We start from the raw sequence: 24,619 nt of genomic DNA, 5'->3' as shown, positions 1-24,619 counted from the left end.
GCGAGGGAGAGGACCCTCATGACAACCGAAGAATTTATGTTGCCTGAAAGACCGGACACCAAGCCTCGGGACCCGGACTGGTTCAAGCGCGCGGTCTTCTACGAGGTCCTGGTCCGCTCCTTCCAGGACAGCAACGGCGACGGCGTGGGAGACCTCAAGGGCATCACGGCGAGGCTGGACTACCTCCAGTGGCTGGGGGTGGACTGCCTCTGGCTGCCACCGTTCTTCAAGTCACCCTTGCTGGACAACGGTTACGACGTCGCCAACTACATCGTCACCCTGCCCGAGACCGGTGATCTGGCCGATTTCGTGAAGTTCGTGGACGCGGCGCATCAGCGGGGCATGCGCGTGATCATCGACTTCGTGATGAACCACACGAGCGATCAGCACGAGTGGTTCAAGGAGTCCCGCTCGGACCCCGAGGGCCCGTACGGCGACTATTACGTGTGGGCGGACGACGACAAGCAGTACGCGGACGCCCGGATCATCTTCGTGGACACCGAGGCGTCGAACTGGACGTTCGATCCGGTGCGCCAGCAGTACTACTGGCACCGGTTCTTCTCCCACCAGCCGGACCTCAACTACGAGAACCCGGCCGTGCAGGAGGAGATCCTGGCCGCCCTGCGGTTCTGGCTCGACCTGGGCATCGACGGCTTCCGCCTGGACGCGGTCCCCTACCTGTACGCCCAGGAGGGCACCAACTGCGAGAACCTGCCCGCCACCCACGAGATGCTCAAGCGGGTCCGCAAGGAGATCGACGCGCAGTACCCGGACGTGGTGCTGCTGGCGGAGGCCAACCAGTGGCCGGAGGACGTCGTCGACTACTTCGGCGACAGCGCGTCCGGCGGCGACGAGTGCCACATGGCGTTCCACTTCCCGGTGATGCCGAGGATCTTCATGGCGGTGCGCCGCGAGTCGCGCTACCCGGTCTCGGAGATTTTGGCCAAGACCCCGCCGATCCCGGCCGGCTGCCAGTGGGGCATCTTCCTGCGCAACCACGACGAGCTGACCCTGGAGATGGTCACGGACGAAGAGCGCGACTACATGTACGCGGAGTACGCCAAGGATCCGCGGATGCGCGCCAACATCGGCATCCGCCGCCGCCTGGCCCCGCTCCTGGACAACGACCGCAACCAGATCGAGCTGTTCACCGCGCTGCTGCTGTCGCTGCCCGGCACGCCGATCCTCTACTACGGCGACGAGATCGGCATGGGCGACAACATCTGGCTCGGCGACCGCGACGCGGTGCGCACCCCGATGCAGTGGACCCCGGACCGCAACGCCGGCTTCTCCTCCAGTGATCCGGGCCGCCTCTTCCTCCCCACGATCATGGATCCGGTCTACGGGTACCAGGTCACGAACGTGGAGGCGTCGATGTCCTCGCCGTCCTCGCTGCTGCACTGGACCCGCCGGATGATCGAGATCCGCAAGCAGAACCCGGCGTTCGGCCTCGGCTCGTACACCGAACTGCCCTCCTCCAACCCGGCCGTCCTCGCCTTTTTGCGGGAATTCAAGGACGACCTGGTGCTGTGCGTGCACAACTTCTCCCGCTTCGCCCAGCCCACCGAGCTCGACCTCCAGTCGTTCAACGGCCGGCACCCGGTGGAACTGATCGGCGGCGTGCGCTTCCCCGCGATCGGCGAACTCCCCTACCTGCTCACCCTCGCGGGACACAGCTTCTACTGGTTCCGGCTGAGCGAGGACTCAGCGCCGGACGACCGCACCGCGGGGGGCTCCGCAGGATTGGACCGCACGCCATGACCCGCCCCCTGATCGAACTCGGTGACCCGCGTCCCGCGCTTCTCGGCTCCTCGCTCAACGAGCTGCTCGGCCGCTGGCTCCCGAGACAGCGCTGGTATGCGAGCAGCGGCCGCCGGATCACGGAGATCTCGGCAGTGGCCGCGACCGCACTGACACCCGAGTGCTTCCACCTGCTCGTGCGCGTGAAGGAGGCGGGCCAACAGGAGGAAGCGCACTACCAGTTGATCCTGGGCGCGGCCGTCGACCCGCCCCCGCGGCTGTGGCAGCACGCCCTCGGGCAGATGGACGGGCCCGGCGGCGGCACCCTGATGGTCTACGACGCCCTTCACGATCACCGTGTGGCGGTCCTGCTGCTGGACCGTCTGCGCGAGGGCGGAAAGGCCGGGGCGCTCCGCTTCGAATCCTTCCGCCATACGTCGTTGCCGACGGGGCTGGCACCCCGGGTCCTGGACACCGAGCAGTCCAACTCCTCGATCGTCTATGGCGACAGGCTCATCCTCAAGCTGTTCCGCCGCATCCAGCAGGGCATCAACCCCGACCTCGAGGTGACCGCCCGGCTGGGGCGGTGGGGGCACCCCTCGGTACCGGCACCCGAGGCCTGGTTCTTCGTGACCGAACCGTTCTGGGGCACCCTCGGCATGGTCCAGCCCTTCCTGCCCGGGGCCACGGACGGCTGGCGGCTGGCCCTGGACTCGGCCGCCGCGCAAAGCGACTTCGTCAAGCAGGCGTGGGGCCTCGGCCGCACGACGGGCGAGCTGCACGCGGCCCTCGCTCAGGTCTTTCCCACCGCGAAGCCCGAGGAACAGCACCGGTCCCGGCTCGCCGAGGAGATGATGCACCGACTGAAGCACTCGGCCGAGGCGGTTCCGGCCCTGCGCCGTCATGTGCCCGCCGTCCAGCGCATCTTCGCGGACGCGGCGGCGACCCACAGCGAGCCGCCCCTGCAACGGATACACGGCGACCTCCACCTGGGGCAGGTGCTGTGGGCCGACGGGAGTTGGCATGCGGTCGATTTCGAGGGAGAGCCCTCGCGCCCGCTGGCGGAGCGCCGAGCGGACCGTTCGCCGATCCGCGACGTGGTCGGCATGCTCAGGTCCTTCGACTACGCGGCGCACATGAGCCCTGCCCCGTGCCCCCAGTGGGCCGAGCAGTGTCGGACCGCCTTCTGCTCCGGCTACAGCGAAGCCGGGGGCTTCGAGCCGACGGAGGCGCCGGAACTGCTGCGTGCGTACGAGGCCGACCGCGCCGTCTACGAGGTGCTGTACGAGGCGACACACCGTCCCGACTGGATCACCGTCCCCCTGGAGGCCGTGGCCCGTCTCGCCGGTACCCGCTGAAGGTGTCCCCGCGCCGCCCCCACACCTCCCGAAGGAGCCGACCATGACCGTCAACGCCACCGCCGACCCGCTCCAGCACCGACGTGCCGGGCCGGGGCCGGGCGTCGACCCACGCACCCGGACGGCGCTGCTGAGCGGAACCCACCACGACCCGCACGCGGTGCTCGGAGCGCACCCGGCGCCGGGGGGTGTGATCGTACGGTGCCTCCTCCCGTACGCCCTCGATGTGGCGGTGCTGGCAGGTGACACGTCATGGGGGCTGCCGGACACGGGCGACGGTCTCTTCGAGGGCGAACTCCCGAGCGCCACGGTCCACGACTACCGGCTGCGGGTGACCACCGCCGAGAGGGTCTTCGAGGTGGAGGACCCCTATCGATTCCTGCCGACCTTGGGGGAGGTGGACCTGCACCTCATCGGGGAAGGCCGCCACGAGGGACTGTGGACGGCCCTGGGCGCACATGTCATGGAACACCAAGGCGTGCGAGGGACCCGGTTCGCCGTGTGGGCCCCCAACGCACGAGGCGTCCGCATGGTCGGCGACTTCAATTGCTGGAACGGCACATCGACACCCATGCGCTCACTGGGCCGTTCCGGGGTGTGGGAGCTGTTCGTGCCGGACATCGGCGAGGGCGAGCTGTACAAGTTCGAGATCATCGGTCCCGACGGGTCACCCCGACAGCACGCGGACCCCCTGGCACGCCGCAGTGAGAAGCCACCGGCGACCGCGTCCGTCGTCGATGTCACCCACCACGTCTGGGGTGATGAGGACTGGCTGGAGTGGCGGGCCGCGCACCCCGCCCACGCGTCGCCGTTCTCGGTGTACGAGCTGCACCTGCCGTCCTGGCGCCCCGGCCTCACCTACCGCCAGCTCGCCGAGCAACTCCCCGCCTACGTCGCGGATCTGGGGTTCACGCACGTGGAGTTCCTGCCCGTGGCCGAGCACCCCTTCGGCGGCTCCTGGGGCTACCAGGTCACCGGCTTCTACGCGCCCACGGCCCGCCTGGGCAGCCCCGACGACTTCAAGCACCTGATCGACGCCCTGCACCAGGCCGGCATCGGCGTCCTGATGGACTGGGTCCCCGCCCACTTCCCGCGCGACGACTGGGCGCTCGCGGAGTTCGACGGGCGCCCGCTGTACGAGCACGAGGACCCGCTGCGCGCCGCGCACCCCGACTGGGGCACCCTGGAATTCGACTACGGCCGCAAGGAGGTCCGCAACTTCCTGGTGGCCAACGCCCTGTACTGGTGCCAGGAGTTCCACATCGACGGCCTGCGGGTCGACGCGGTCGCCTCGATGCTCTACCTCGACTACTCGCGCGAGGACGGCCAGTGGACCCCGAACCGGTTCGGCGGCCGCGAGAACCTCGACGCCGTCGCCTTCCTCCAAGAGATGAACGCGACCCTGTACCGGCAGGTGCCGGGCGTCGTCACGATCGCCGAGGAGTCGACGGCCTGGGACGGCGTCACCCGCGCCACCCACCACATCGGGCCCGGCGGCTTCGGCGGTCTCGGCTTCGGCCTGAAATGGAACATGGGCTGGATGCACGACTCCCTCGCCTACATGAGCCACGAACCGGTGCACCGAAAGTTCCACCACAACGACATGACGTTCTCGATGGTGTACGCGTACAGCGAGAACTACGTCCTGCCCATCTCCCACGACGAGGTCGTGCACGGCAAACGCTCACTCGTCTCCAAGATGCCCGGCGACTGGTGGCAGCAACGCGCCAACCACCGCGCCTACCTGGGCTTCATGTGGGCCCACCCCGGCAAGCAACTCCTCTTCATGGGCCAGGAGTTCGCCCAGGGCGCCGAATGGTCCGAAGCACACGGCCTGGAGTGGCACCTCATCGAAGAAGGCTCCGCCGGAAGAGAGGATCACCTGGGAGTGCAACGCCTGATCCGGGATCTCAACCGGCGCTACACGGACATCCCCGCGCTGTGGGAGAGGGACTCCGACCCGGCAGGCTTCCGTTGGGTCGTCGCCGACGACGCGGACGACAACGTGCTCGCGTTCCTGCGCCACTCGGCCGACGGCAGCCCTCTGCTGGCCATCTGCAATTTTTCGCCCGTGGTACGGGAGGGCTTCCGGCTCGGTGTCCCACGGACGGCCTCCGGCATGTGGCGGGAAGTCATCAACACCGATGCGAAGCGATACGGCGGCAGCGGGGTCGCCGACGGCGCCCGGCTGACCCAGGAGCCGACTGCCTGCCACGGCCTGCCCGCTTCGCTGGAGGTGTGTCTTCCGCCGCTGTCCACTCTGTGGCTGACGCCGGAGGGCCGCACGGAATGAGTCCGGAGCCGACCACTCGGTGCGCGGATCCGAACAGCAACTCGGTGCTGGGCGCTCCCTGTTGGGTGAGCCTGTCCGCACCCGACCTGAGCGAAGCGGAGGATTTCTACCACGCGGTCCTGGGCTGGGACTGGCGTGTGGGCAGGCTGGGCGAGCAGTACCGGTTCGCGAGCGTGCGTGGGGTGCCGGTGGCAGGGGTCTCCTCCTTGGGGATGGGCCCCATGCCCGGTGTGTGGACGCCCTTCTTCGCCGCGGCAAGCGCCGACGACGTCGTAGCACGCAGCCGTGAACGCGGTGGGACGACCGCGGTGGGACCCCTGGCCTTTCCGCCGGGCAGGGCAGCCGTGCTCGCCGACCGGGACGGGGCCGTCTTCGGCGTGTGGGAGGGCGAGCTGGTGAGCGACTGGGAGACATGGCGCCGTGCGGCACCGGCGTTCGTGGAGTTGCATACGCGCGACGCCTTCGACGCGACGATGTTCTACGCAGAGGTTCTGGGCTGGGCCTCCGAGGAGCCCGAATGCTGTGAAGTCCAGTACGAGGACGAGGAAGTCGTCCTGCGCAGCCACGGTGATGTCGTGGCCCGCATCCACTCGGGCGCGGTGGACTCGGCACCCGACCCCGCGGTCCGCCCGCGGTGGCAGGTCCACTTCTCGGTCGACGACGTGGAGGCCTGCGTGCAGGCGGCACGAGCCCACGGCGGTCAAGCCCTGCGCCTCGGAACGGACTCGGCCGAGGCGGTCCTGACCGACCCGGCCGGAGCCAGATTCGTGGTAGGGGCTTCCCTCCCGTGCCGTCCGTGACGCCGGTGCCGACGGCGACGTACGGATCCGGCCGCGACCGGACTCCGGCTTCGCCGCCCCAAAGGGCGGAGGGCCTCGTCCCTGAGGTGTGGGATCGCATGTCGCAGGACACTCGGTGTTCCGATGAGCAAGCTGGAGAAGGTGGACCTGAAAGGAGCAGCACCCATGGGCGAGACCCCGAAGGACCCGACGACCAAGCACCCGCGTCCGGACTTCGTTCAGCAGGACCAGGAACCGCCGGGCTGGAGCGGGCCCATGGACCCGCCGCCCGACCACGGCGAGGAGTCCTACCGGGGGAGCGGACTGCTGCGGGACCGTGCGGCGGTCGTGACCGGCGGCGACTCCGGCATCGGCCGGGCCGTCGCCGTGGCCTACGCCCGTGAGGGCGCGGACGTGCTGTTCACCTACCTGCCCGAAGAGGCGGAGGACGCCCAGGAGACACTCCGCCTCGTCGAGAAGTCGGGGCGTCGCGGTCTGGCCGTACCGTGCGACATCCGGGAGGAGGAGCAGTGCCGCCGGCTCGTCGAGAGGGCCGTGGCCGAGTTCGGACGCATTGATGTGCTGGTGAACAACGCGGCGTACCAGATGTCGCAGCCCGAGGGCATCGCGGAGATTTCCACGGAGCAGTTCGACCGCGTCGTGCGCACGAACCTGTACGGCATGTTCTGGCTGTGCAAGATGGCCGTCCCGCACATTCCGTCGGGCGGGTCGATCATCAACACCACGTCGGTACAGGCGTACAAGCCGAGCCCTCATCTGCTCGACTACGCGATGACCAAGGGCGCCATCGTCACGTTCACCCAGGGCCTCGCGCAGATGCTGGTCGAGAACGGGATCCGCGTCAATGCCGTCGCACCGGGCCCGGTGTGGACGCCGTTGATCCCGGCCACGCTGCCGGACACGAAGGAGTTCGGGAAGCAGGCGCCGATGGGCCGGCCGGCGCAGCCCGCCGAGATGGCTCCCGCGTACGTGTTCCTGGCTTCGGAGCACGCGAGCTTCATCACCGCGGAGATCATGAACGCCACCGGGGGCACGCCGCTGCCTTGACCCGCGCCCCGCCGATCACGGCGCTGCCGTCTCCGGAAACCTCAGGAAGCCACGGTGCCCTGGTCGGGGCTCGGTTCGGCCCTGCTGATGTCGGCGAGAGTCGAGTCGGGGTCGCGGTGCTCGGTGAGGTCGCCGATGCTGACCATGCCGATCGCCCGGCCGGTGCTGACGACCGGCAGTCGGCGCACCGCGTGCCGGCGCATGAGGGCCGCGGCGTGCTCCGTCCCTTCTTCCGGGCCGATGCATACGGGGTCCGGGGTACACACCGTGCCGACATCGATGATCCGCGGGTCGGCGCCGTCGGCGAGGACGCGCAAAGTGATGTCCCGGTCGGTGACCAGGCCGAGCAGCCGGTCGCCCTCGCAGACCAGCACGTTGCCGATGTCGTGCTCCCGCATCAGTTGCGCGGCCTCCGCCACGGGGGTGTCGGGGGCGACAGCGATCACGCGCGGGGTCATCACGTCATGTACGAGTTGCGGCATGAGGTGTTCTCCATGGTCGGGCTCGACGTCAGTGCGGTGGTTGCGGGGTTCTCACGGTCACAAGTCTTCGCCGGGCTGCCGGGCGCCCCGCCGGCGCTTGAGGTCGGTCTCTTCGACGCGGGTCTGCACGGTGCGGCCGCTTTCCCACGCGTTGGCGCCCGGCGCCACTTCCGGCACGGGGATGTCCGCTCGGTTCCGCCGCTTGCGGGCGGTCGAGACGCCGAGCCGCTCGTCCCTGGCCTGGATCAGCTCCTGCTCGGCCTGCCCGTCCGCGGTGAAGCCCATCATCAGCTGCGGGATCCCGTAGGGGAAGTCGTCGCGATCGTACTGCCACGTGTGGAAGGTCTTCCCGTAAGTGGTCACGAGGTCCTCGAAGTAGGCGTGTTCCGCCATGTCGGGGATCCCGGGGGCGGTGAGGATGCCGGACCGCACCTCGTAGTGGTGGCTGTGCCACAGCCGCTTCTCGTCCTCGGGCAGACCGCGGAAGCGCTCCTCGCTGATGATGTACTCGATGCCGATCAGGCGGGCGTCGGGCGCGTTGCGGTCGAAGATCACGCATTGGTGCAGGTCGTGCTCGAGGTGGATGCAGAAGTGTGTGGCTTCCACCTGCCGGCCCATGTCGTCGGCATACATGTGGAAGCCGTTGAGGTACGTGCTCATCGCGTCGATCGGGTACTTCGGCTGTATCGCCCCGGCGGCCAGGTCCAGCGCGCGGTGCTTGAGCGGGTGCCCCTTGCCGATCTTGCTGATCGTCGCCGCTTTGCGACCGGACAGAAGGCCGAGCGCGGCCGTCGAACCGGCCGCGGCGCCGAGACCGAAGGTCGCGACCGACCCCCGGCTCCGGCGACGCGTCCTGCTTCCCAGAGTGAATGGCATGTGCGGCGAGTGCCCCGCGCCTGGCGGCCCTAACGGGCGGATGATGCGAACCTGCGCGGGAGTCGAGGGACGCGTGAGCCAAGGGAGAAACATGGCGGCCGAATCCTGCTCACCGTGGTCCGCACCCCGCGCTTGCCGGACCTGTCCGGCACCGCGACGCCCAGCCCGGCCGCTGATCCCTCAGATCACGGTTCGCCGCGCCCGCAGACAGCGGCGCATCTCCTCCGCGTACGGCAGGGCCACGCCGGCGCCGATGACCGCGGCCAGGGCGGTGAGGTAACCGGCGGACAGCGGGCGGTCCTTGGGGCGCAGCCGCCAGTCCTCGCGTCCCCGGCCGCCGCGCAGCGTGGTGTGCACCTCGTCGGAGTGCAGGCATGCGGTGAACGCCATCGCCGTCAGCGGGAGCACCTCCAGGAAGCTGTGGATGTGCTGTTCCACGGGGCGGATCTCCCGTTCGCCGGTGGCGAGGGTGACGTCCCACAGGGCGGTCGCCGAGTGGGCGAGCGCCGCGCCGCCCATGACGGTGAGGACCAGTGGGTTGACGCGGGCGAGCAGCCCCATGGTGACGGGGATGCCGGCCTCGGTCATCATCAGGGCGTGCACCGCCGACTCCTTGGCGCCGCTGGTCTCCTCGATCCGCGTCCTGCGGTGCATCGCCCAGTCGGCGACCGCGGGGACCACCCACAGCGGCAGCACGCCGTAGAGCAGGAACCGGCGGTTGGCGTCCTCCGTGTCCGTGGTGCGCAGCGGCACCGGCAGGTCGCGGCCGCGCCGCCAGTGCCGCCACGAGCGGGCGCGGGTGGGGGTGCGCGGTGTCATGTGCTCCTCCGGTCAGACGGTCTGGTGTGCCCGCTCCCGTTGCGGGACCACGGTGTACTTGGGGTCTTCGGCGGATGCGACGCCGGCGGCGAACACCCCGAAGCGGGTGCAGGCCGACCCGCCCAGCAGGGCAAGACCTGAGAGCGTGGCGGCGGCCCGGTGGTGTCCCAGGAGCGCGCCGGTCAGGGCGCCGCAGGCCACCAGGGCGCGCGAGGCGCGCAGCAGGCGTCCCGCCCGGCCGTCGCGCCAGGTCTCCGCGACGATGCCCAGACGCTGTTCCGCCGCCCTCATGAGGTACGCGTCGGCGCCCGCGGCGAGGACGGCCGCGCAGCGCGCCGGGCCGTTCTCGCGCGGCGGCGCGGTCACCAGTGCCATCCCGGCGGCCGCGGCGGTGGCGGACGCCGTGAACAGGTAGGGCAGTTCCCGATGGACGCCGTGCCACGCCGGTACGGCGGTGTCGGCGGCCAGGACGCCGGTGTAGGCGGCGACCGCCGGGCCGAACGCGGCCGCCGTGCAGGTCGCGGCGGTGCCGACGCGGGGAAGCCGGCCGGTGACGGCGCAGGCGGCCGCGACACCCGCGGCCGGACCATAGGCGCTCAGCAGCCACGAACCGACACTCATCGGGGACGTCGGCTTGATCACGCGCAGCATGTTGACGAACCGGGCGGGCCGCCCGAGGTCGTGCACCAGCGCCGCGGCCGACAGAGAGACCGCGGTGAGCGAGGAGACCTTCAACGCGGTCGCCATGCGCCCGCGGCCGGTCACATGGGCGCCGGCCGCGAGCACGGAACCGGCCCCGGCGAGCCCGCCGAGGAAGAAGTATCCGGCGATGTCCCGCGCCGCCCACGACGGGGCCTTGATGACCGGCTTGCCGTAGTAGGAGCTGAACTCCGCCTCGGGGACCATCAGTTGCTCGCCGCGACGCCCGCGCCCGCGCCCGCGGCGGCCCCGGCGTCCGTGCCGCCCGGATTCCGGCTGGTCGGAGCGGTTCGGGTCGGTGTCACTCATGCGCGCCTCCTTCCCGCGGCGGCGAACGAGAGGACGGCGCCGCCGAGCAGCGTCAGCGCGGCGGCTCCCGCGTGCTTCCACATGGCGGGCAGATCGCGGGTGGTGACGACCGGGTCGGGCGGGAGCCCGTAGACCTCGGGGCGGTCGAGCAGCAGGAAGAACGCGCCGTCGCCGCCCACACCGTCGTCCGGGTCATGGCCGTACAACTGGGCCTCGGGCACCCCCGCCTTGTGCAGCTCGTCGACCCGCAGCGCCGCCCGTTCCCGCAGTTCGTCGAGCGGCCCGAACTGGATGGACTCGGTCGGGCAGGCCTTGGCGCACGCGGGCTCCTGACCTGCGCCGAGCCGGTCGTAACAGAGGGTGCACTTGAACACCCGCCCGTCGCTGGGGCGTTGCTCGATCACGCCGTACGGGCAGGCGGGCACGCAGTACCCGCAGCCGTTGCAGATGTCCTCCTGGACGACGACCGTGCCGAACTCGGTCCTGAACAGGGCGCCGGTCGGGCACACATCGAGACATGCGGCGTGGGTGCAGTGCTTGCAGACGTCCGAGGACATGAGCCAGCGCATCTCCGGAGCCCCGTCACTCGCCGGGGCGGCAACCTCGGGGGCGGTGGACTGCCCCTGAGCCAGGGGCAGTTCGGTGCGACCCTCCGGCCGCGGCGGCTCTGCGCCCGGCCGCTGGGCAGGCTCCGGCCTCGGCTGCTCGACGAAGGCGACATGGCGCCACGTCGAGGCGCCCAGGGACTGCGTGTTGTCGTACGACATCCCGGTCAGCGTCAGGCCGTCCTCCGGGATGGCGTTCCACTCCTTGCAGGCCACTTCGCACGCTTTGCAGCCGATGCACACGGATGTGTCGGTGAAGAATCCGACCCGCTCCTCGCTCATGCGCGGTGCTCCGTTCCGGTGGTCTCGGTGATGCCCGCGCGGCGCCGGTACTCGGCGACGAGCCGGGGCAGATCGGCCCCCCGCGGGCGGCGGCCGGGGCGGATGTCGGCGGTGAGCGCCTTGTCCTCCTGGATGTGTGCGTTCGGGTCGAGGGCGATGGCGACGAGTTCGTTGGCGGCGTCCCCGGTGGCCGTCCCGTTCGGGCCCCAGTGGAACGGCAGCCCGATCTGGTGCAGCGTGCGCCCCTGCACGGTCAGGGACCGGATCCGGTCGGTGACCAGGACCCGTGCCTCGATGGCGTTGCGTGCGGTGATGACGGTCGCCCAGCCGCCGTGCTCCAGGCCGCGCTCGGCGGCGAGGCCGGGGGAGACCTCGCAGAACATCTCCGGCTGAAGCTCGGACAGGTAGGAGGACCAGCGGCTCATCCCGCCCGCGGTGAAGTGCTCGGTGAGGCGGTGGGTGGTGACGACGTACGGGTACACGTCCGCGCCCGGTTCGCTGCCGCTGGGGTGGTAGCGGTTGCCCTCGCGCGGCAGCAGCCGGCGTGCGGGCGAGCGCGACGTCGCCGGGTACACGGCGTTGGGGAACGGCGAGTCCTGCGGCTCGTAGTGGGTGGGCAGCGGCCCGTCCTCCAGGCCGGCGGGCGCGTACAGCCAGCCCTTGCCGTCGGCCTGCATGATGAACGGGTCGTCGCCGCGCAGGGCGTCGGGTCCCGTGGCGTCCTCGTCGGGTACGTGTCCTGGGGCGCGGTCCGGGACGAAGTCGGGGTTGTCGTGGCCCGTCCAGCGGCCGGTGTCCTCGTCCCACCACACGTACGCCTTGCGTTCGCTCCAGGGCGTTCCGTCCGGGGCGGCGGAGGCGCGGTTGTAGAGGATGCGCCGGTTGGCGGGCCAGGCCCAGGCCCACTCGGCGGCGACCCAGTCCTGCTCGGACGCGGGCTTCTTGCGGGCGGCCTGGTTGACGCCGTCGGCGTACACGCCGCAGTAGATCCAGCAGCCGCACCGGGTCGAGCCGTCGTCCTTCAGCTCGGTGTACGCGGACAGCGGGGCGCCGTCCGGGCCATGGCCGTTGATCTCCGCGAGGACGGCGTCGGCCACCGGCTCCTGGAGCGGCCCGGCCACCGGGTAGTCCCACGTCAGGTCGAGGATGGCGCGGTCCATCGGATCCGTGGAACCGGCCAGCTTCTCCTTGATGCGACGGCCCAGGTGGTACATGAACCACAGGTCGCTGCGCGCGTCGCCGGACGGCTCGACGGCCGCGTGATGCCACTGCACCCACCGGTTCGTGTTGGTGAACGAGCCCGACTTCTCGGTGTGCGCGGCCGCCGGAAAGAAGAACACCTCCGTGCCGATGTCCTCCGTGCGCAGCTCGCCGCTCTCGATCTCCGGGCCGTCCTGCCACCAGGTCGCGGACTCGATCAGCGAGAAGTCCCGCACGACCAGCCAGTCCAGCTGCGCCATGCCGAGCCGCTGAAGCCGGGTGTTCGCCGAGCCGACGGCGGGGTTCTCGCCCATCAGGAAGTAGCCCTTGCAGGCGCCGTCGAGCTGGGCCAGCACCGTCTCGTACGTGGAGTGGTCGCCGGTCAGGCGCGGGAGGTGGTCGAAACAGAAGTCGTTCTCGGCCGTGGCCGCGTCGCCGTAGTAGGCCTTGAGCAGGCTGACGAAGTAGGACCGCATGTCCGCCCAGAACCCCTTGTCGGTGCGGGAAGCGGTGACGAAGTCGTCGAGGTCCATGTGCTGGTGGGCGTGCGGCATGGGCAGATAGCCGGGCAGCAGGTTGAACAGGGTCGGGATGTCGCTCGACCCCTGGATCGAGGCGTGCCCGCGCAGCGCCTGGATGCCGCCGCCCGGCCGCCCGATGTTGCCGAGCAGCAGCTGGAGGATGCTCGCGCAGCGGATGTACTGCGCGCCCACCGAGTGCTGCGTCCAGCCGACCGCGTACGCGAAGGAACTGGTGCGCTCACGCCCGGAGTTGGAGGTCAGCGCGTCGCAGACCCGGGCGAACGTCGCGGCAGGGACCCCGCACACCTCCTCGACCAGCTCCGGTGTGTAGCGGGCGAAGTGCCGCTTCAGCACCTGGTACACGCACCGGGGGTGGGTCAGCGTCGGATCGGTGGGGGCGTGCGGTGTGCTCTGCGGGCCGCCGGAGCCGTGTGTCTCCGCGCCGCCGGAGGGGTGCACCCGGTCCTCGTACTGCTCGTCGACGTCGCCGATCGGCTGCTGGACCTGCTCGCCCTCGTAGCTCCAACTGTGCTGGTCGTAATGGCCCTTGCTCTCGTCGAGGCCGGAGAAGACGCCGTCGAGGTCCTCCGTGTCGCGGAAGTCCTCGCTCACCAGCGTGGCGGCGTTCGTGTAGTGCAGGACGTACTCGCGGAAGTCCTTCTCCTCGGTCAGGACGTGGTTGATGATGCCGCCGAGGAACGCGATGTCGGTGCCCGCGCGCAGCGGGACGTGCAGGTCGGCGACCGCGCTGGTGCGGGTGAAGCGCGGGTCCACGTGGATGATCGTCGCGCCGCGCGCCTTGGCCTCCATCACCCACTGGAAGCCGACCGGGTGTGCCTCGGCGAAGTTCGAGCCCTGGATGACGATGCAGTCGGAGTGCTGAAGGTCCTGCATGAACGTCGTGGCGCCGCCCCGGCCGAACGAGGTGCCGAGACCGGCCACGGTGGAGCTGTGGCACACCCGGGCCTGGTTCTCCACCTGGACCACGCCGAGGCCGGTCAGCAGCTTCTTGATGAGGTAGTTCTCCTCGTTGTCGAGCGTCGCGCCGCCCAGCGAGGCGATGCCCATGGTGCGTGCGGTGCGCTTGCCGTCCTGCTCCCACTCCCAGGTCTCGCGGCGCGTCGCGATGACCCGCTCCGCGATCGTGTCCATCGCCGTGTCCAGGTCGACGGGCTCCCACTCGGTGGCGTACGGGCGGCGGCGCAGCACCTGGTGGCGGCGGGCGGGACCGGTCGTCAGCTGGAGGGTCGCCGAGCCCTTCGGGCACAGCCGGCCGCGGCTCACCGGGGAGTCGGGGTCGCCCTCGATCTGGACGACCTCGTCGTCCTTCACGTACACCTGCTGACCGCAGCCGACGGCGCAGTAAGGACATACGGACTGTGTCACCCGTTCGGCGGTGTCGGTGCGGGGGCGCAGCTGCCGGGTGCGGCCGGAGGTCACCGCGTCGCCGCGCCCGCTGCGGTCGTGCCCGGCCAGCTGCCGGTACACGGGCCATTTGCGCAGCTCGTCCATCGCGCCCATGAGGGGCTCCTTGAGGTCGATCGTGGCGCCAACCATTCTTGAACGGCCCCCCGCCCGGCGCCAACGCTCCGCCGTCCGAGACGTGAGTACCGCGCCGGGCGCCGGTGAAACGCCCTCAGCCGCCGAGGACGCCGGGCAGCGTCAGCGCGCCCAGGAGCGCCGTGCCCAGGACGAACCAGGCGACGTAGTCCCCGATGTGCCCCGAGTGCAGACGGCGCAGCGGGGCCGTCCAGGCATACGGCTCCGCCGGGGCGCCCCGGCGCAGCGACAGCGCGGCGCACCCGGCCGCGCACACCGTGGACAGCAGCCCGGTCACCACGGAGGCCGCGGTCCAGTGCGGGGCGAGGGCCGCCGGGGCGTCGAACGCCCGGCCGACGGCCGCGGCGAAGGCCGGGACGAGCCCGGCGGCGAGCGCCCCGGCGAGCAGCAGCGCGGGCACGGCCAGCATCGGCAGCGGCACCCGCCGCAGCCGTTCGCGGGTCTCCGGCTCCTCGTCGCCCCCGGTCGTCGTCGCCGCCCCGGCCCGCTCGGGGCGCGGCCCCACGCCCCAGAAGACCCGAGCGGCCACCCGCAGCACGGCGCCGCCGGTGACCGCGGACACGGCGAGGAACAGCGCGGTGCCCGCGGCGCCCGCCGCCTCCTCCGTCGTGCCCTTGCCCAGCGCCGTGCCGAAGGGCGGCAGCCCCGCCAGGACGAGGGCCGCCACGGTGTAGAGCACGGCGACGGGGCGCAGCTCACCGGCGCGGCCGTGCAGCTCGTGCTCGTCGACGCTGCCGTACCGGTCGAGGAGGACACCGGTGCACGCGAACAGCGCCGCCTTGGCCCCGGCATGGCCCAGCACATACAGCGCGACACCCGCCGTCGACTCCGGGCGCAGCAGGCCGATGCCGACGAGGAACAGTCCGGTGTGCGCGATGGTCGAGTAGGCGAGCAGCCGCTTGAGGTGGCGCTGCTGCCAGCACATCAACGCTCCCAGGAGCGCGGTGAGCGCGCCGAGCAGGACGAGGCACCGGGTGAAGTCCTGCGCCGGCAGCCCGCCGGGGCCGCCGAAGACGCGCTCGTGCACGCGCCACACCCCGTACACCCCGAGCTCGACCATGACCCCGGACATCAGCATGCACACCGGCGTCGGCGCGACGGCATGCGCGTCGGGCAGCCAGAAATGGAAGGGGACGGCGGCCGCCTTCACCAACAGGCCCGTCGCGACGAGGACGAAGGCGGCCAGGACCAGGGCGTCGGGCGGCCCGTCGGCATCGAGCGCGGCCCCGATCCGCGCCATGCCCAGCTCCCCGGTCCGCGCGTACAGCAGGGCGATGCCCATCAACGTCGCATACGCGCCAAGGGAGTTGACCAGACCGAAGGTCAGGGCGCCCTGGACGGCCCTGGGTTCCTCGACGCGGTGCCCCGTCAGCGCGTAGGCGGCGACGCTCATCAGCTCGAAGAAGACGAACGCGTTGAACAGGTCCCCGGTCAGCACGAAGCCGCACATGCCCGCCTGGAGCAGCAGCACGAGCGCGGGGAACGAGGCCGCGGTGCCGTGCGGCACCTCGTCGAAGTACCGCCAGGAGTAGGCGAGGACGGCGACGGTCAGCAAGGAGACGAGCGTGGCGAGCCCGGTGCCCGGCGCGTCACCGCTCAGGACGATGCCGACGCCGCGGCCGTGCACCGGCTCCCAGCCGCCCACCCACTCCACGGCGCCCGGCGCCGCGTGCCCCAGCAGGAGGGCTGCCAGCACGGTCGTCGCGACGGCCACGGCGGCGGCGATCGCGTCGGCCGCGACGCGCGGCAGCACCCGGCCCAGCGCGACGAGCAGCGCGGCGCCCAGCAGCGGCAGGACCACGACGAGGGGCAGCAGTCGGCTCATCCGCGCAGCTCGGACAGTTCGTCGGGGTCGGCGGTGCCGTGTCGCTTGGCCACCTGGATCACCAGGGCGAGCAGCAGCGCCGTCACCGTCGCGCCCACCACGACGTCGGTCAGCGCGAGGGCCTGGACCACGGGATCGACCAGCGGGCGGGTGCCCGGCTTCAGGTCGGAGTGCACGGGAGCGGTGCCTCCCGAGCGGTATCCGACGGCGAGCAGCAGCACGTACGTAGCCGACTGACACACCGCCAGGCAGCCGACCGCGTGCACCAGATGCCGGCTGGTGGCAAGCCCGTAACAGCCCACCAGGAAGATCCAGCCGGACACCAGGTACGCGAGGACGCTCATGACCGGGCCCCCTTCGCCCGGCCGCCGCGCGGAGCGTCCGTGATCTCGACGGCCTGGTCCAGGAAGCGGCTCACCAGCACCACGACCGCACAGGCCACCTCGATGCCGACCGCGAAGTTCAGCAGGGGCACGATGCCTCCGGAGGAGAGCGTGTTGAAGGTGCCGTACGGGAGGGTGTTGGCGAGGAACGAGCCGCCGCCGATCAGCCCGGCCACCCCGATGAGCAGATAGGCCGCCTCACCCACCGCGTCCCCGATCTCGTACGGGGTGATGGGCCGGATCCGTTCCAGGGCCCGGTAGTCGGCGCCGATGTAGAGGAGGTGGACCGAGGTGGCCACGACGACGCCGCCCTGGAAGCCGCCGCCGGGGCTCAACTGCCCGCCCGAGACGACGTACAGGCCGACCACCAGTGCGATCGGCAGCAGGACCAGGGCGTACCGCTCGACCCAGGGGTCGACGCGCGCGGGGCGGGGCGGGACGCGGTCCTCGTCGCGGGTCTGCCGGAGCAGGACGACGGTGCCGAGCACCGCGGTGAGCAGGATCGTCTCCTCCCCGAGGGTGTCGAAGGCCCGCTGGTCGAAGTTGACCGCGGCGACGACGTTCGCGGTGTGCCGGGCGAGCGCGGCCTCGGTGGCCCGCTCCCCGTAGGGATGCCACGCGCTCCCGAACTCAGGCAGCGCCAGGAACGCGGCGGTGAGCAGCGCGGCGAGTCCCACGGCGCCGACGCCGAGCACCCACAGGCGCAACCGGACACTCATCGGCCGGCCTCCTTCTCTTCCTCCGCCACCTGTCTGCGGCGCCGGACCTTGCGCACCGACAGCAGGATGAGCAGCGGGGTGAGGACCGAGCCCACGGCGAGCTGGGACAGCGCCACGTCGGGCGCCTGAAGGACCGTGAACAGCGCGGCGAGTGTCAGGCCGAGGACGGCGAGGACCAGGGCCTGCCGGGCTGGGTCGCGCACCAAGACCGCCGCCGTGGCCGCCGCGGCGACCAGCAGCAGCGACACGGCGATCAGCACCTCGTCGTTCAACGACGCCTCACTCCCGACTCGTCCTCGGTGACTCCGGGGTGACTCCGGACTCTCGACTCACTCGTCCGCGTCCGCCTCGTCCACCACCCCCACCGACAGGCTGCGGGACGCGACCACGTTCCCGGCGGCGACCAGCACCCCGATGACGGCCGTCTTGACGGTCGACCGGCCCGGGGTCGCGGCCGCGCACACGGCGACGGTCACGGCGGCGCTCGCGGCCACACACGCGTACGTGACCACGGTGGAACCGCGCGGCGCGCCCGGCTCCAGGTCGTCGGCCAGCAGCCGTACGCACACCAGCGTCCCGGCGGGTCCGAGCAGCGCGAGGACCAGCGCGAGGTCGACGTAGGAGGGGCGGGCGTACCCCTGCGCCATGAGCAGCAGGGCCAGCGCGACCACGGTGCCGCCCGCGTTCTGCGCGAGGATCCTCCGGTCCGTCGAGCCGGCGACCACACCCCACAGGACCAGGGGCGCCCCGATGCCGAGGAGGGCGGCCGCGCACGCGAGCCACCCGTTCACCGGGAGCCCGCCGCACGCCGCGCCGCTGTCGCCGCCCAGGCGCCGGCCGCCGCGCAGCCCACCCCCACGACCGACGTCAGCAGGTCGATGGAGGTGACGAGCACCAGCCACAAGGCGGTGAGCCCGAGCCACCAGGCGGCGAACTCCGCGCCGCGGATCAGGCGCGACACAGGCAGAACGGGTGCCCGGCCGGGTCCGCGTACACCCGGAAACCGCGTCGGCCGTCCTCGTCGTCGAGGTCCAGCGGCATCGCGCCGAGCGCCAGCGCCTCGGACTCCGCCGCGGCCATGTCCGTGACGTCGAAGTCCAGGTGCAGCTGCTGCGAGTTGTCCTCGGCGTGCGGCCAGCGGGGCGGGCGGTGCCCGGGCGCCCGCTGGAAGGCGATGCGGTGGCCGCCGGGGACGTACAGGTCGTACCAGTCCTCGTCGTCGTGCTTGATCTCGCCGCCGAGCAGCGCGGCGTAGAAGCCGGCGAGCGCGGCGGGATCGGGGCAGTCGACGGCGACGAGGCTGTACTCGGCAACGGCCATGGCGTTCTCCTGCTCTCACGGGTCCATGTGGTCGATGGGACGTGCGCAGACGGGTACCTCGGAGCCGGGCGTGCATGCCACGCTCGGCAGCGGGGTGCGAGGGCACCACCGCTGCCCCAATAGACCACTTTCCACCGCTCGAAGCCCGGATCGACATGACCGGCGGGGCGCGGGCGATGGGCACGGCGCCGCGAGCTCGCCTGAATCCACGGACGCGGCGGCCGAAACCGTCCACCGGCAGACGAATGGCTCGGTTTCGCCGACCGCGTTGCTGGTTACGCGGTGCACATCAGTTGATGTCTGCGAGCTGGAGGTCTGTCCGATGGCTGACGCGCAAGGCGTTCCTTCCGCCCGCCCGGACGCGGTCGACGAGCCGGAGCCGCCGTACCGGTTCGAGCGGCAGCCGCGGCCGGGTCTGGAGGCGCGGATGTCGACGCCGCCTCGCTACATGGCTCCGCGCTACCGCGGATCGGACAAGCTGCGCGGCAAGGTTGCGCTGATCACGGGTGGTGACTCGGGCATCGGCAGGGCCGTGGCCGTGCTGTATGCGCGCGAGGGCGCCGATGTGTCGATCGTGTACCTGCCCGAGGAGCAGGAGGACGCCGAGCAGACCCGGAAGGCGGTCGAGGCGGAGGGGCGCCGGTGTCTGCTGATACCGGGTGACCTGTGCGAGCCGGTCTTCTGCCGGAACGCGGTCGACACGACGGTGGACACCCTGGGCGGACTCAACATCCTGGTGAGCAACGCGGCCCGCCTCAACAGCCAGAACTCGCTCGACGACCTGAACTTCGAGGACTTCGATCTGGCTTTCAAGACGAACGTCTACGCGTACTTCCATCTCGTCCAGGCCTCCCTGCCCCATCTGAAGCGCGGTGACGCGATCATCGCGACGGCGTCGGAGGAGGGCCTCAAGGGCAGCGACATGATGATGGACTACGCGGCGTCGAAGGCCGCGCAGATCATGTTCACGAAGTCGATCGCCTCGCATCTGGCCAAGCGGGGAGTGCGGGCCAACGTGGTTGCGCCAGGGCCGACCTGGACGGTCCTCAACCTCGCCGGCCAGCGGTTCCCCGACGACTATCTGAAGGAGAATCTCGCCGCGGCGGACCCGATGGGCCGCGCGGCCCAGCCGGAGGAGCTCGCCCCCGCGTACGTGTACCTCGCGTCGGAACCCGATTCCAGCTACACGATCGGCGAGACGATCGCGGTGACGGGCGGGATGACCGACAGCCGTTGAGACGGTCGTATCGGCCCGCCGTAGACTGCTCGTTCGCGGCTCGGCCCATCCCTCGGGCGGGCGGGATGAGGGAGCGATGAGTGAACGCCGGGCGGGGCACCAGGACGCCGTGGCCGCCATGCTGGAGCAGTGGCAACGTGAGTTCCCCGAGGTGGACGCCACCGCGTTGGGTGTGTTCGGTCGGCTGCACCGCAGCTTCAACCGGTACCAGGCCCAGCTGAACGCGTTCTTCGAGACCTACGACCTCACGGTTCCCGCCTTCGGTGTGCTGGCCGCGCTGCGCCGCGCCGGCGCCCCCTACCGGCGCACCGTCAGCGAACTGGCCGACGCCAACCTGCTGACCAGCGGTGGCATCACACAGCGGGTCGACAAGCTGGAGGCCGCCGGGCTCGCCCTGCGCGTGCGGGACCCGGACGACCGCCGGATCGTGCACATCCAGCTCACCGACCAGGGGCTCGCGCTCGCCGAGGAGATCATCGGCGCCCACTTCGCGCACGAGGCGGACATGCTCGCCGACCTCACGGTCCCGGAACGCGCCCAGCTGGCAGGCCTGTTGGCCCGGTTGGAGCGCTCCCTCGACCGGGCTGCGGCGCGGGGGAGGGGCGAGGCGGGGGCCTGACGGCCCTGACGGCACGACACATGTGAAGCGGTCGCAATCTCTTGGCACGAAGGGGTTGTGGCCGCTTCTTCCGGCCTGCTAGAAACCTTAGCGCTAAATCATTTAGCGCTAAGTCGTATCTGTCAGGGCCGCCAGGCCCCCAGGAGGGCCGAATGAGTACCAGCCTCACGCCCGACGCCGCGCAGCAGGACATCGCGGCGCGCCTCGAACGGCTGCCCATGTCCCGCTGGCAGGTCATGGTGCGCCTCGCCATCGGCGTGGTCACCTTCTTCGAGGCCTTCGACCAGCTGCTGATCGCCTACACGCTGCCCGTCATCACCAAGGAGTGGGACATCTCCGCGGCGGGCACCACGCTCACCCTCACCATCGGCTCCATCGGCATGCTGCTCGGCGCCTACGTATCCGGCTGGGCCGCCGACCGGGTCGGCCGGGTCAAGGTCATCTCGATCTGCGTGGCCCTCACCGCCGCGTGCAGCCTGCTGATGGCCGGCTGCACCTCTCTGCTTCCGTTCCTGGTCCTCCGGTTCGTGCAGGGCTTCGCCATCGGGGGCGAGGTGCCGACCGCCGCCGCGTACATCAGCGAGATCAGCCGGGCGCACCGCCGAGGCCGCTTCGTCCTCTTCTACGAGATCGTCTTCCCGGCCGGACTCGCGGCCGGCGCGCTGCTCGCCGCCTGGGTCATCCCGCACTGGGGCTGGCGCGCGCTCTACCTGTTCGCCGCCGTCCCCGGCCTGGCCGCCGTGCTCCTCCAGCGCCGCATCCCGGAGTCGCCCCGCTGGCTGGCCTCCCGCGGCCGGCACGAGAAGGCGCGGGCGACGATGGACCTCATCGAGGAACGCGTGCGCCGCGCGAGCGGCGCGGAGCTGCCCGAGCCGTCCGCCCCGTTCGTACGGGAAGTCGAACCGGCCGCACCGGCCCCCGCTCCCGCCCGCGGCACGCTGCGGGACCTGTTCACCGGCCGCTACCGCCGCCGCACCCTGGTCATCTGGACGATCTGGTTCGTCGGTTACCTCGCCAACTACGGCATCACGTCCTGGCTGCCCACGATCTACAAGGGCGTCTACGGGATGTCGCTGAGCTCCGCGCTCTGGTACAGCACCATGGCCTCGGTCGCAGGACTCGTGGGCTGCGTCCTCGCCGCGCTGCTGGTGGACCGGGTCGGACGACGCGGCATCGTCGTGGGCGGCCTCGGCGGGACGACCGCGATGCTCGTCGTCCTGGCCGTGCTCGGCGCCGGAGCGCCCTGGCAGCTCGCCGTGTGGTCCTCGCTGGCCGCGATGTTCAACTTCGCGGTCAACATCAGCCTCTACCTCTACACCCCGGAGCTCTACCCGACCCGGGCCCGCGCCCTGGGGTGCAGCATGGGTGGCGTCATGAACCGACTGGGACTGATCGTCGGCCCCCTGCTCGTGGGTCTGGTCTACGGCGGCGGCACCCAGCTGTCTGCGGTCTTCCTCCTGCTCTCCGTCTTCACGCTGGCCGGGGCCGTGGTGGCGGGACTCTTCGCCGAGGAGACCGCCGGCCGCACCCTGGAGGAGGTCTCGCCGTGAACGCTCCGACGCATCGGACGCACAACGAGCGGCCCGCCGCGGACCTGTGCACCTGTGGCGGCGCGGCCCCGCCCACCGAACTCCCGTCCCCCGCCGCCCCGCCCGACGCGGTCCAGGTCACCGGCGACGCGCGGCCGGAGGGCCCGACCGCGCTGAGCGTCGTCCTGCTCGGCACCGGCGCGGGCCCCTACCCGGCGCCCGGCCGGCAGGGCGCCTCCACCGCGGTCGTCGTCGGGGACCGGACATATCTGGTGGACGCCGGTTACGGCGCGCTGCGCAAGTACGCGCAGGCCGGGCTGCGCCTCAGCGACCTGCGCGCGGTCTTCCTCACCCACCTGCACTCCGACCACACCGCCGACCTGTTCAACCTGTTCCTGCTGGGCTGGGGCCCGGCCAACCACGGTGTGAACCAGCCGGTCCACATCGCGGGCCCCGGCCCCGACCGCACCCTGCCCGACCACCCGCAACCCGGCACCGAGGGCCTGCTCACCCATCTCCTCGCCGCGTTCGGCCAGGACGTCGCCGTACGCCTGCGCACCAGCGCCCGCACGCCGCTCGCGGACCTCGTCCGGCCCCACGACCTGGTGTCGCCGCCGGCCGGCCAGGACGTGCTCGTGTACGAGGACGACCGGGTGCGGGTCACCGCCCGCGAGGTCCCGCACCCGCCGCTGCACCAGAGCTTCGGCTACCGCTTCGAGACCGAGGAGGGTGTCGTCGCCTTCTCCGGCGACACCGCGTACAGCGACAGCGTCGGCGAACTCGCCGAGGGCGCCGACCTGTTGGTCCACGAGACCATGGAGCCCGACTTCTACCGCGGCCTCGGCTACTCCGACCGACTCCTCGACTTCCTCACCGCCTCCCACACCGCGCCCGGCGACGTGGGCCGGCTCGCCACGGCGGCGGGGGTGCGCCGCGTCGCCCTCAGCCACATCGGCCCGCCGGACCCGCGCGAGGTCGGTGACGACGACTGGACCCGCAAGGTGGCCGCCACCTACTCCGGCCCGGTCGTCGTCGGCCACGACCTGACCCGACTCGTCCCGGCCCGCTGAACCACCCTTCTGAACCACTCCCTCTGAACCACCCTTCTGAACCACTCCCTCTGAACCACCCCTTCCCTTCCACGAGTTCCACGGAGAACCGCACCATGCACGAGAACAACCAGCAGCACCCCCCGACCCGCGAGTCGCTCACCGTCGGCATCGTGGGCGGCGGCGTCGGCGGGCTCGCGGCCGCGATCGCCCTGCGCCGGGCGGGCCTGGAAGCGGTCGTGTTCGAACAGACGGCACACTTCGGCCGCGTCGGCGCCGACATCAACCTCACGCCCAACGCGGTCAAGGCCCTCGACGGCCTGGGCATCGGCGAGACACTGCGGCGCACGGCCGCCCGCCCCACCCACCGCCTCAGCCGGAACTGGGACACCGGCGAGGAGACCTCCCGCATCGAGATGGGCGACGAGGCCCAGACCCGCTACGGCTTCCCACAACTCACCATGCACCGCGCCGACTTGCTCGCCGCACTGGAGGAGGCGCTGCCGCCCGGCACCGTCCGCTTCGGCAGTCGCCTGACACACACCGCCGAGCACGCCGATGGTGTCACCGCGACGTTCGAGGACGGCACCGAGACGGACGTCGACATCCTGATCGGCGCCGACGGCATCCACTCCGTCGTGCGCACCGACCTGTTCGGCCCGGAGACACCCCGGTTCACCGGTCTCGTCGCCTACCGTGCCGTGGTCCCCGCCGGGCGCCTCGACGTCCCCGGCATGGACGCCTTCACCAAGTGGTGGGGACCCGACCCGGCCACCCAGCTGGTCACCTTCCCCCTCAACCGGGGCCGGGACCTGTTCGTCTTCGCGACCACGGCCCAGGAGAGCTGGCAGCACGAGTCCTGGACCACCCCGGGCGACGCCGCCGAACTCCGCTCCCACTACCGGGACTTCCACCCCGAGGCGCGCGCCGTCCTCGACGCCTGCGACGAGGTCCTCAAGTCCGCCCTGTACGTCCGTGACCCGCTGCCCTCGTGGTCGTCGGCCCGCCGCACCCTGCTCGGCGACGCCTGCCACCCGATGACACCGTTCATGGCCCAGGGTGCCGCCATGGCCATCGAGGACGCCGTCGTCCTCGCCCGCGCCCTGGCCACCGCCGACCCCCGCTGCCCCGAAGCGGCCCTGAAGTCGTACGAGGCCACCCGCCAGGACCGCACCGCCCGCGTCCAGATCGGCTCCCGCGGCAACGACTGGCTGCGCAGCTCGGGCAACGGGGACTGGGTGTACGCGTACGACGCCTGGACGGTGGCCCTGGGCTGAGGACGGTGGTCTGGGCGGGCGGCTCCGGATCAGGCAGGCATAGGCGCAACTCCTCGTGGGCACCCGGTGC

General features: G+C 71.3%; 23 protein-coding genes. 10 read left to right on the top strand and 13 right to left on the bottom strand.

Annotation, left to right across the window (positions count from 1 at the left end; genetic code table 11):
- The first annotated feature begins 39 nt into the window (after positions 1 to 39).
- From treS to ACNYS0_RS05860, 5 genes are all read left to right on the top strand, one after another.
- Positions 40 to 1,761: a maltose alpha-D-glucosyltransferase gene (gene treS / locus ACNYS0_RS05880; RefSeq protein ID WP_422471592.1), complete on the top strand. Its 1,722-nt coding sequence runs from the start codon at positions 40 to 42 to the stop codon at positions 1,759 to 1,761.
- Positions 1,758 to 3,098 (top strand): maltokinase N-terminal cap-like domain-containing protein, encoded by a 1,341-nt coding sequence (locus ACNYS0_RS05875; RefSeq protein ID WP_422471591.1) that lies wholly within the window; start codon positions 1,758 to 1,760, stop codon positions 3,096 to 3,098. Before treS ends, ACNYS0_RS05875 begins: the two co-directional genes overlap by 4 nt.
- Before the next feature lie 43 nt (positions 3,099 to 3,141).
- Entirely contained in the window at positions 3,142 to 5,391 is a 2,250-nt protein-coding gene (gene glgB / locus ACNYS0_RS05870; RefSeq protein ID WP_422471590.1) for a 1,4-alpha-glucan branching enzyme, read from the top strand.
- On the top strand, positions 5,388 to 6,191 hold the full coding sequence (locus tag ACNYS0_RS05865; protein WP_422471589.1) for a VOC family protein: 804 nt from the start codon (positions 5,388 to 5,390) through the stop codon (positions 6,189 to 6,191). The genes glgB and ACNYS0_RS05865 overlap by 4 nt, the downstream gene beginning before the upstream one ends.
- A gap of 165 nt (positions 6,192 to 6,356) precedes the next feature.
- The gene (locus ACNYS0_RS05860; protein WP_422482472.1) at positions 6,357 to 7,238 is read left to right on the top strand and encodes an SDR family oxidoreductase; all 882 of its coding nucleotides are present in this window, start codon (positions 6,357 to 6,359) and stop codon (positions 7,236 to 7,238) included.
- A 41-nt stretch (positions 7,239 to 7,279) separates the two neighbouring features.
- On the opposite strand, the gene ACNYS0_RS05855 is transcribed toward ACNYS0_RS05860, so the two are convergent.
- From ACNYS0_RS05855 to ACNYS0_RS05795, 13 genes are all read right to left on the bottom strand, one after another.
- Positions 7,280 to 7,720, bottom strand: coding sequence for a CBS domain-containing protein (locus tag ACNYS0_RS05855; protein WP_422471588.1), 441 nt, complete (start codon positions 7,718 to 7,720; stop codon positions 7,280 to 7,282).
- A 57-nt stretch (positions 7,721 to 7,777) separates the two neighbouring features.
- A complete protein-coding gene (locus ACNYS0_RS05850) occupies positions 7,778 to 8,596 on the bottom strand; it encodes an OBAP family protein (RefSeq protein ID WP_422471587.1) in 819 nt (272 codons plus the stop codon).
- Between the two features lie 180 nt (positions 8,597 to 8,776).
- Positions 8,777 to 9,415 (bottom strand): diguanylate cyclase, encoded by a 639-nt coding sequence (locus ACNYS0_RS05845; protein WP_422471586.1) that lies wholly within the window; start codon positions 9,413 to 9,415, stop codon positions 8,777 to 8,779.
- Positions 9,416 to 9,427: 12 nt separating this feature from the next.
- The gene (nrfD, locus tag ACNYS0_RS05840) at positions 9,428 to 10,423 is read right to left on the bottom strand and encodes an NrfD/PsrC family molybdoenzyme membrane anchor subunit (RefSeq protein WP_422471585.1); all 996 of its coding nucleotides are present in this window, start codon (positions 10,421 to 10,423) and stop codon (positions 9,428 to 9,430) included.
- A complete protein-coding gene (locus ACNYS0_RS05835) occupies positions 10,420 to 11,310 on the bottom strand; it encodes a 4Fe-4S dicluster domain-containing protein (RefSeq protein WP_422471584.1) in 891 nt (296 codons plus the stop codon). The genes nrfD and ACNYS0_RS05835 overlap by 4 nt, the downstream gene beginning before the upstream one ends.
- Positions 11,307 to 14,552 (bottom strand): formate dehydrogenase, encoded by a 3,246-nt coding sequence (gene fdh / locus ACNYS0_RS05830; protein ID WP_422482470.1) that lies wholly within the window; start codon positions 14,550 to 14,552, stop codon positions 11,307 to 11,309. The genes ACNYS0_RS05835 and fdh overlap by 4 nt, the downstream gene beginning before the upstream one ends.
- Positions 14,553 to 14,667: 115 nt before the next feature.
- Entirely contained in the window at positions 14,668 to 16,416 is a 1,749-nt protein-coding gene (locus ACNYS0_RS05825) for a complex I subunit 5 family protein (protein ID WP_422471583.1), read from the bottom strand.
- A complete protein-coding gene (locus tag ACNYS0_RS05820) occupies positions 16,413 to 16,760 on the bottom strand; it encodes a sodium:proton antiporter (protein WP_422471582.1) in 348 nt (115 codons plus the stop codon). Before ACNYS0_RS05820 ends, ACNYS0_RS05825 begins: the two co-directional genes overlap by 4 nt.
- Positions 16,757 to 17,518, bottom strand: a complete 762-nt coding sequence (locus tag ACNYS0_RS05815) for an MnhB domain-containing protein (protein ID WP_422471581.1) — start codon at positions 17,516 to 17,518, stop codon at positions 16,757 to 16,759. The genes ACNYS0_RS05820 and ACNYS0_RS05815 overlap by 4 nt, the downstream gene beginning before the upstream one ends.
- Positions 17,515 to 17,790, bottom strand: a complete 276-nt coding sequence (locus tag ACNYS0_RS05810) for a DUF4040 domain-containing protein (RefSeq protein ID WP_422471580.1) — start codon at positions 17,788 to 17,790, stop codon at positions 17,515 to 17,517. Before ACNYS0_RS05810 ends, ACNYS0_RS05815 begins: the two co-directional genes overlap by 4 nt.
- 57 nt (positions 17,791 to 17,847) lie before the next feature.
- On the bottom strand, positions 17,848 to 18,309 hold the full coding sequence (locus ACNYS0_RS05805; RefSeq protein WP_422471579.1) for a monovalent cation/H+ antiporter complex subunit F: 462 nt from the start codon (positions 18,307 to 18,309) through the stop codon (positions 17,848 to 17,850).
- Complete coding sequence (locus tag ACNYS0_RS05800; protein ID WP_422471578.1) at positions 18,306 to 18,479, bottom strand: hypothetical protein; 174 nt, start codon at positions 18,477 to 18,479, stop codon at positions 18,306 to 18,308. The genes ACNYS0_RS05805 and ACNYS0_RS05800 overlap by 4 nt, the downstream gene beginning before the upstream one ends.
- Positions 18,467 to 18,838, bottom strand: a complete 372-nt coding sequence (locus ACNYS0_RS05795; RefSeq protein ID WP_422471577.1) for a VOC family protein — start codon at positions 18,836 to 18,838, stop codon at positions 18,467 to 18,469. Before ACNYS0_RS05795 ends, ACNYS0_RS05800 begins: the two co-directional genes overlap by 13 nt.
- Before the next feature lie 322 nt (positions 18,839 to 19,160).
- On the opposite strand from ACNYS0_RS05795, the gene ACNYS0_RS05790 reads away from it, so the two are divergent.
- The 5 genes from ACNYS0_RS05790 (at position 19,161) to ACNYS0_RS05770 (ending at position 24,549) form a co-directional block, all read left to right on the top strand.
- A complete protein-coding gene (locus ACNYS0_RS05790) occupies positions 19,161 to 20,075 on the top strand; it encodes an SDR family oxidoreductase (protein ID WP_422471576.1) in 915 nt (304 codons plus the stop codon).
- Between the two features lie 76 nt (positions 20,076 to 20,151).
- Complete coding sequence (locus ACNYS0_RS05785; RefSeq protein WP_422471575.1) at positions 20,152 to 20,694, top strand: MarR family winged helix-turn-helix transcriptional regulator; 543 nt, start codon at positions 20,152 to 20,154, stop codon at positions 20,692 to 20,694.
- 152 nt (positions 20,695 to 20,846) lie between these two features.
- Positions 20,847 to 22,244 (top strand): MFS transporter, encoded by a 1,398-nt coding sequence (locus tag ACNYS0_RS05780; RefSeq protein WP_422471574.1) that lies wholly within the window; start codon positions 20,847 to 20,849, stop codon positions 22,242 to 22,244.
- Positions 22,241 to 23,293: an MBL fold metallo-hydrolase gene (locus tag ACNYS0_RS05775; protein WP_422471573.1), complete on the top strand. Its 1,053-nt coding sequence runs from the start codon at positions 22,241 to 22,243 to the stop codon at positions 23,291 to 23,293. Before ACNYS0_RS05780 ends, ACNYS0_RS05775 begins: the two co-directional genes overlap by 4 nt.
- 95 nt (positions 23,294 to 23,388) lie before the next feature.
- Positions 23,389 to 24,549 carry an FAD-dependent monooxygenase gene (locus ACNYS0_RS05770; RefSeq protein ID WP_422471572.1) on the top strand — a complete coding sequence of 387 codons (1,161 nt, stop codon included), beginning with the start codon at positions 23,389 to 23,391 and terminating at the stop codon, positions 24,547 to 24,549.
- Positions 24,550 to 24,619 lie beyond the last annotated feature (70 nt).

The organism is Streptomyces anthophorae (assembly GCF_049310305.1).
Taxonomy (GTDB): Bacteria; Actinomycetota; Actinomycetes; order Streptomycetales; family Streptomycetaceae; genus Streptomyces.
Note: the sequence above shows the minus strand (reverse complement) of the source record. Positions and strands in the feature narration are given on the sequence as shown.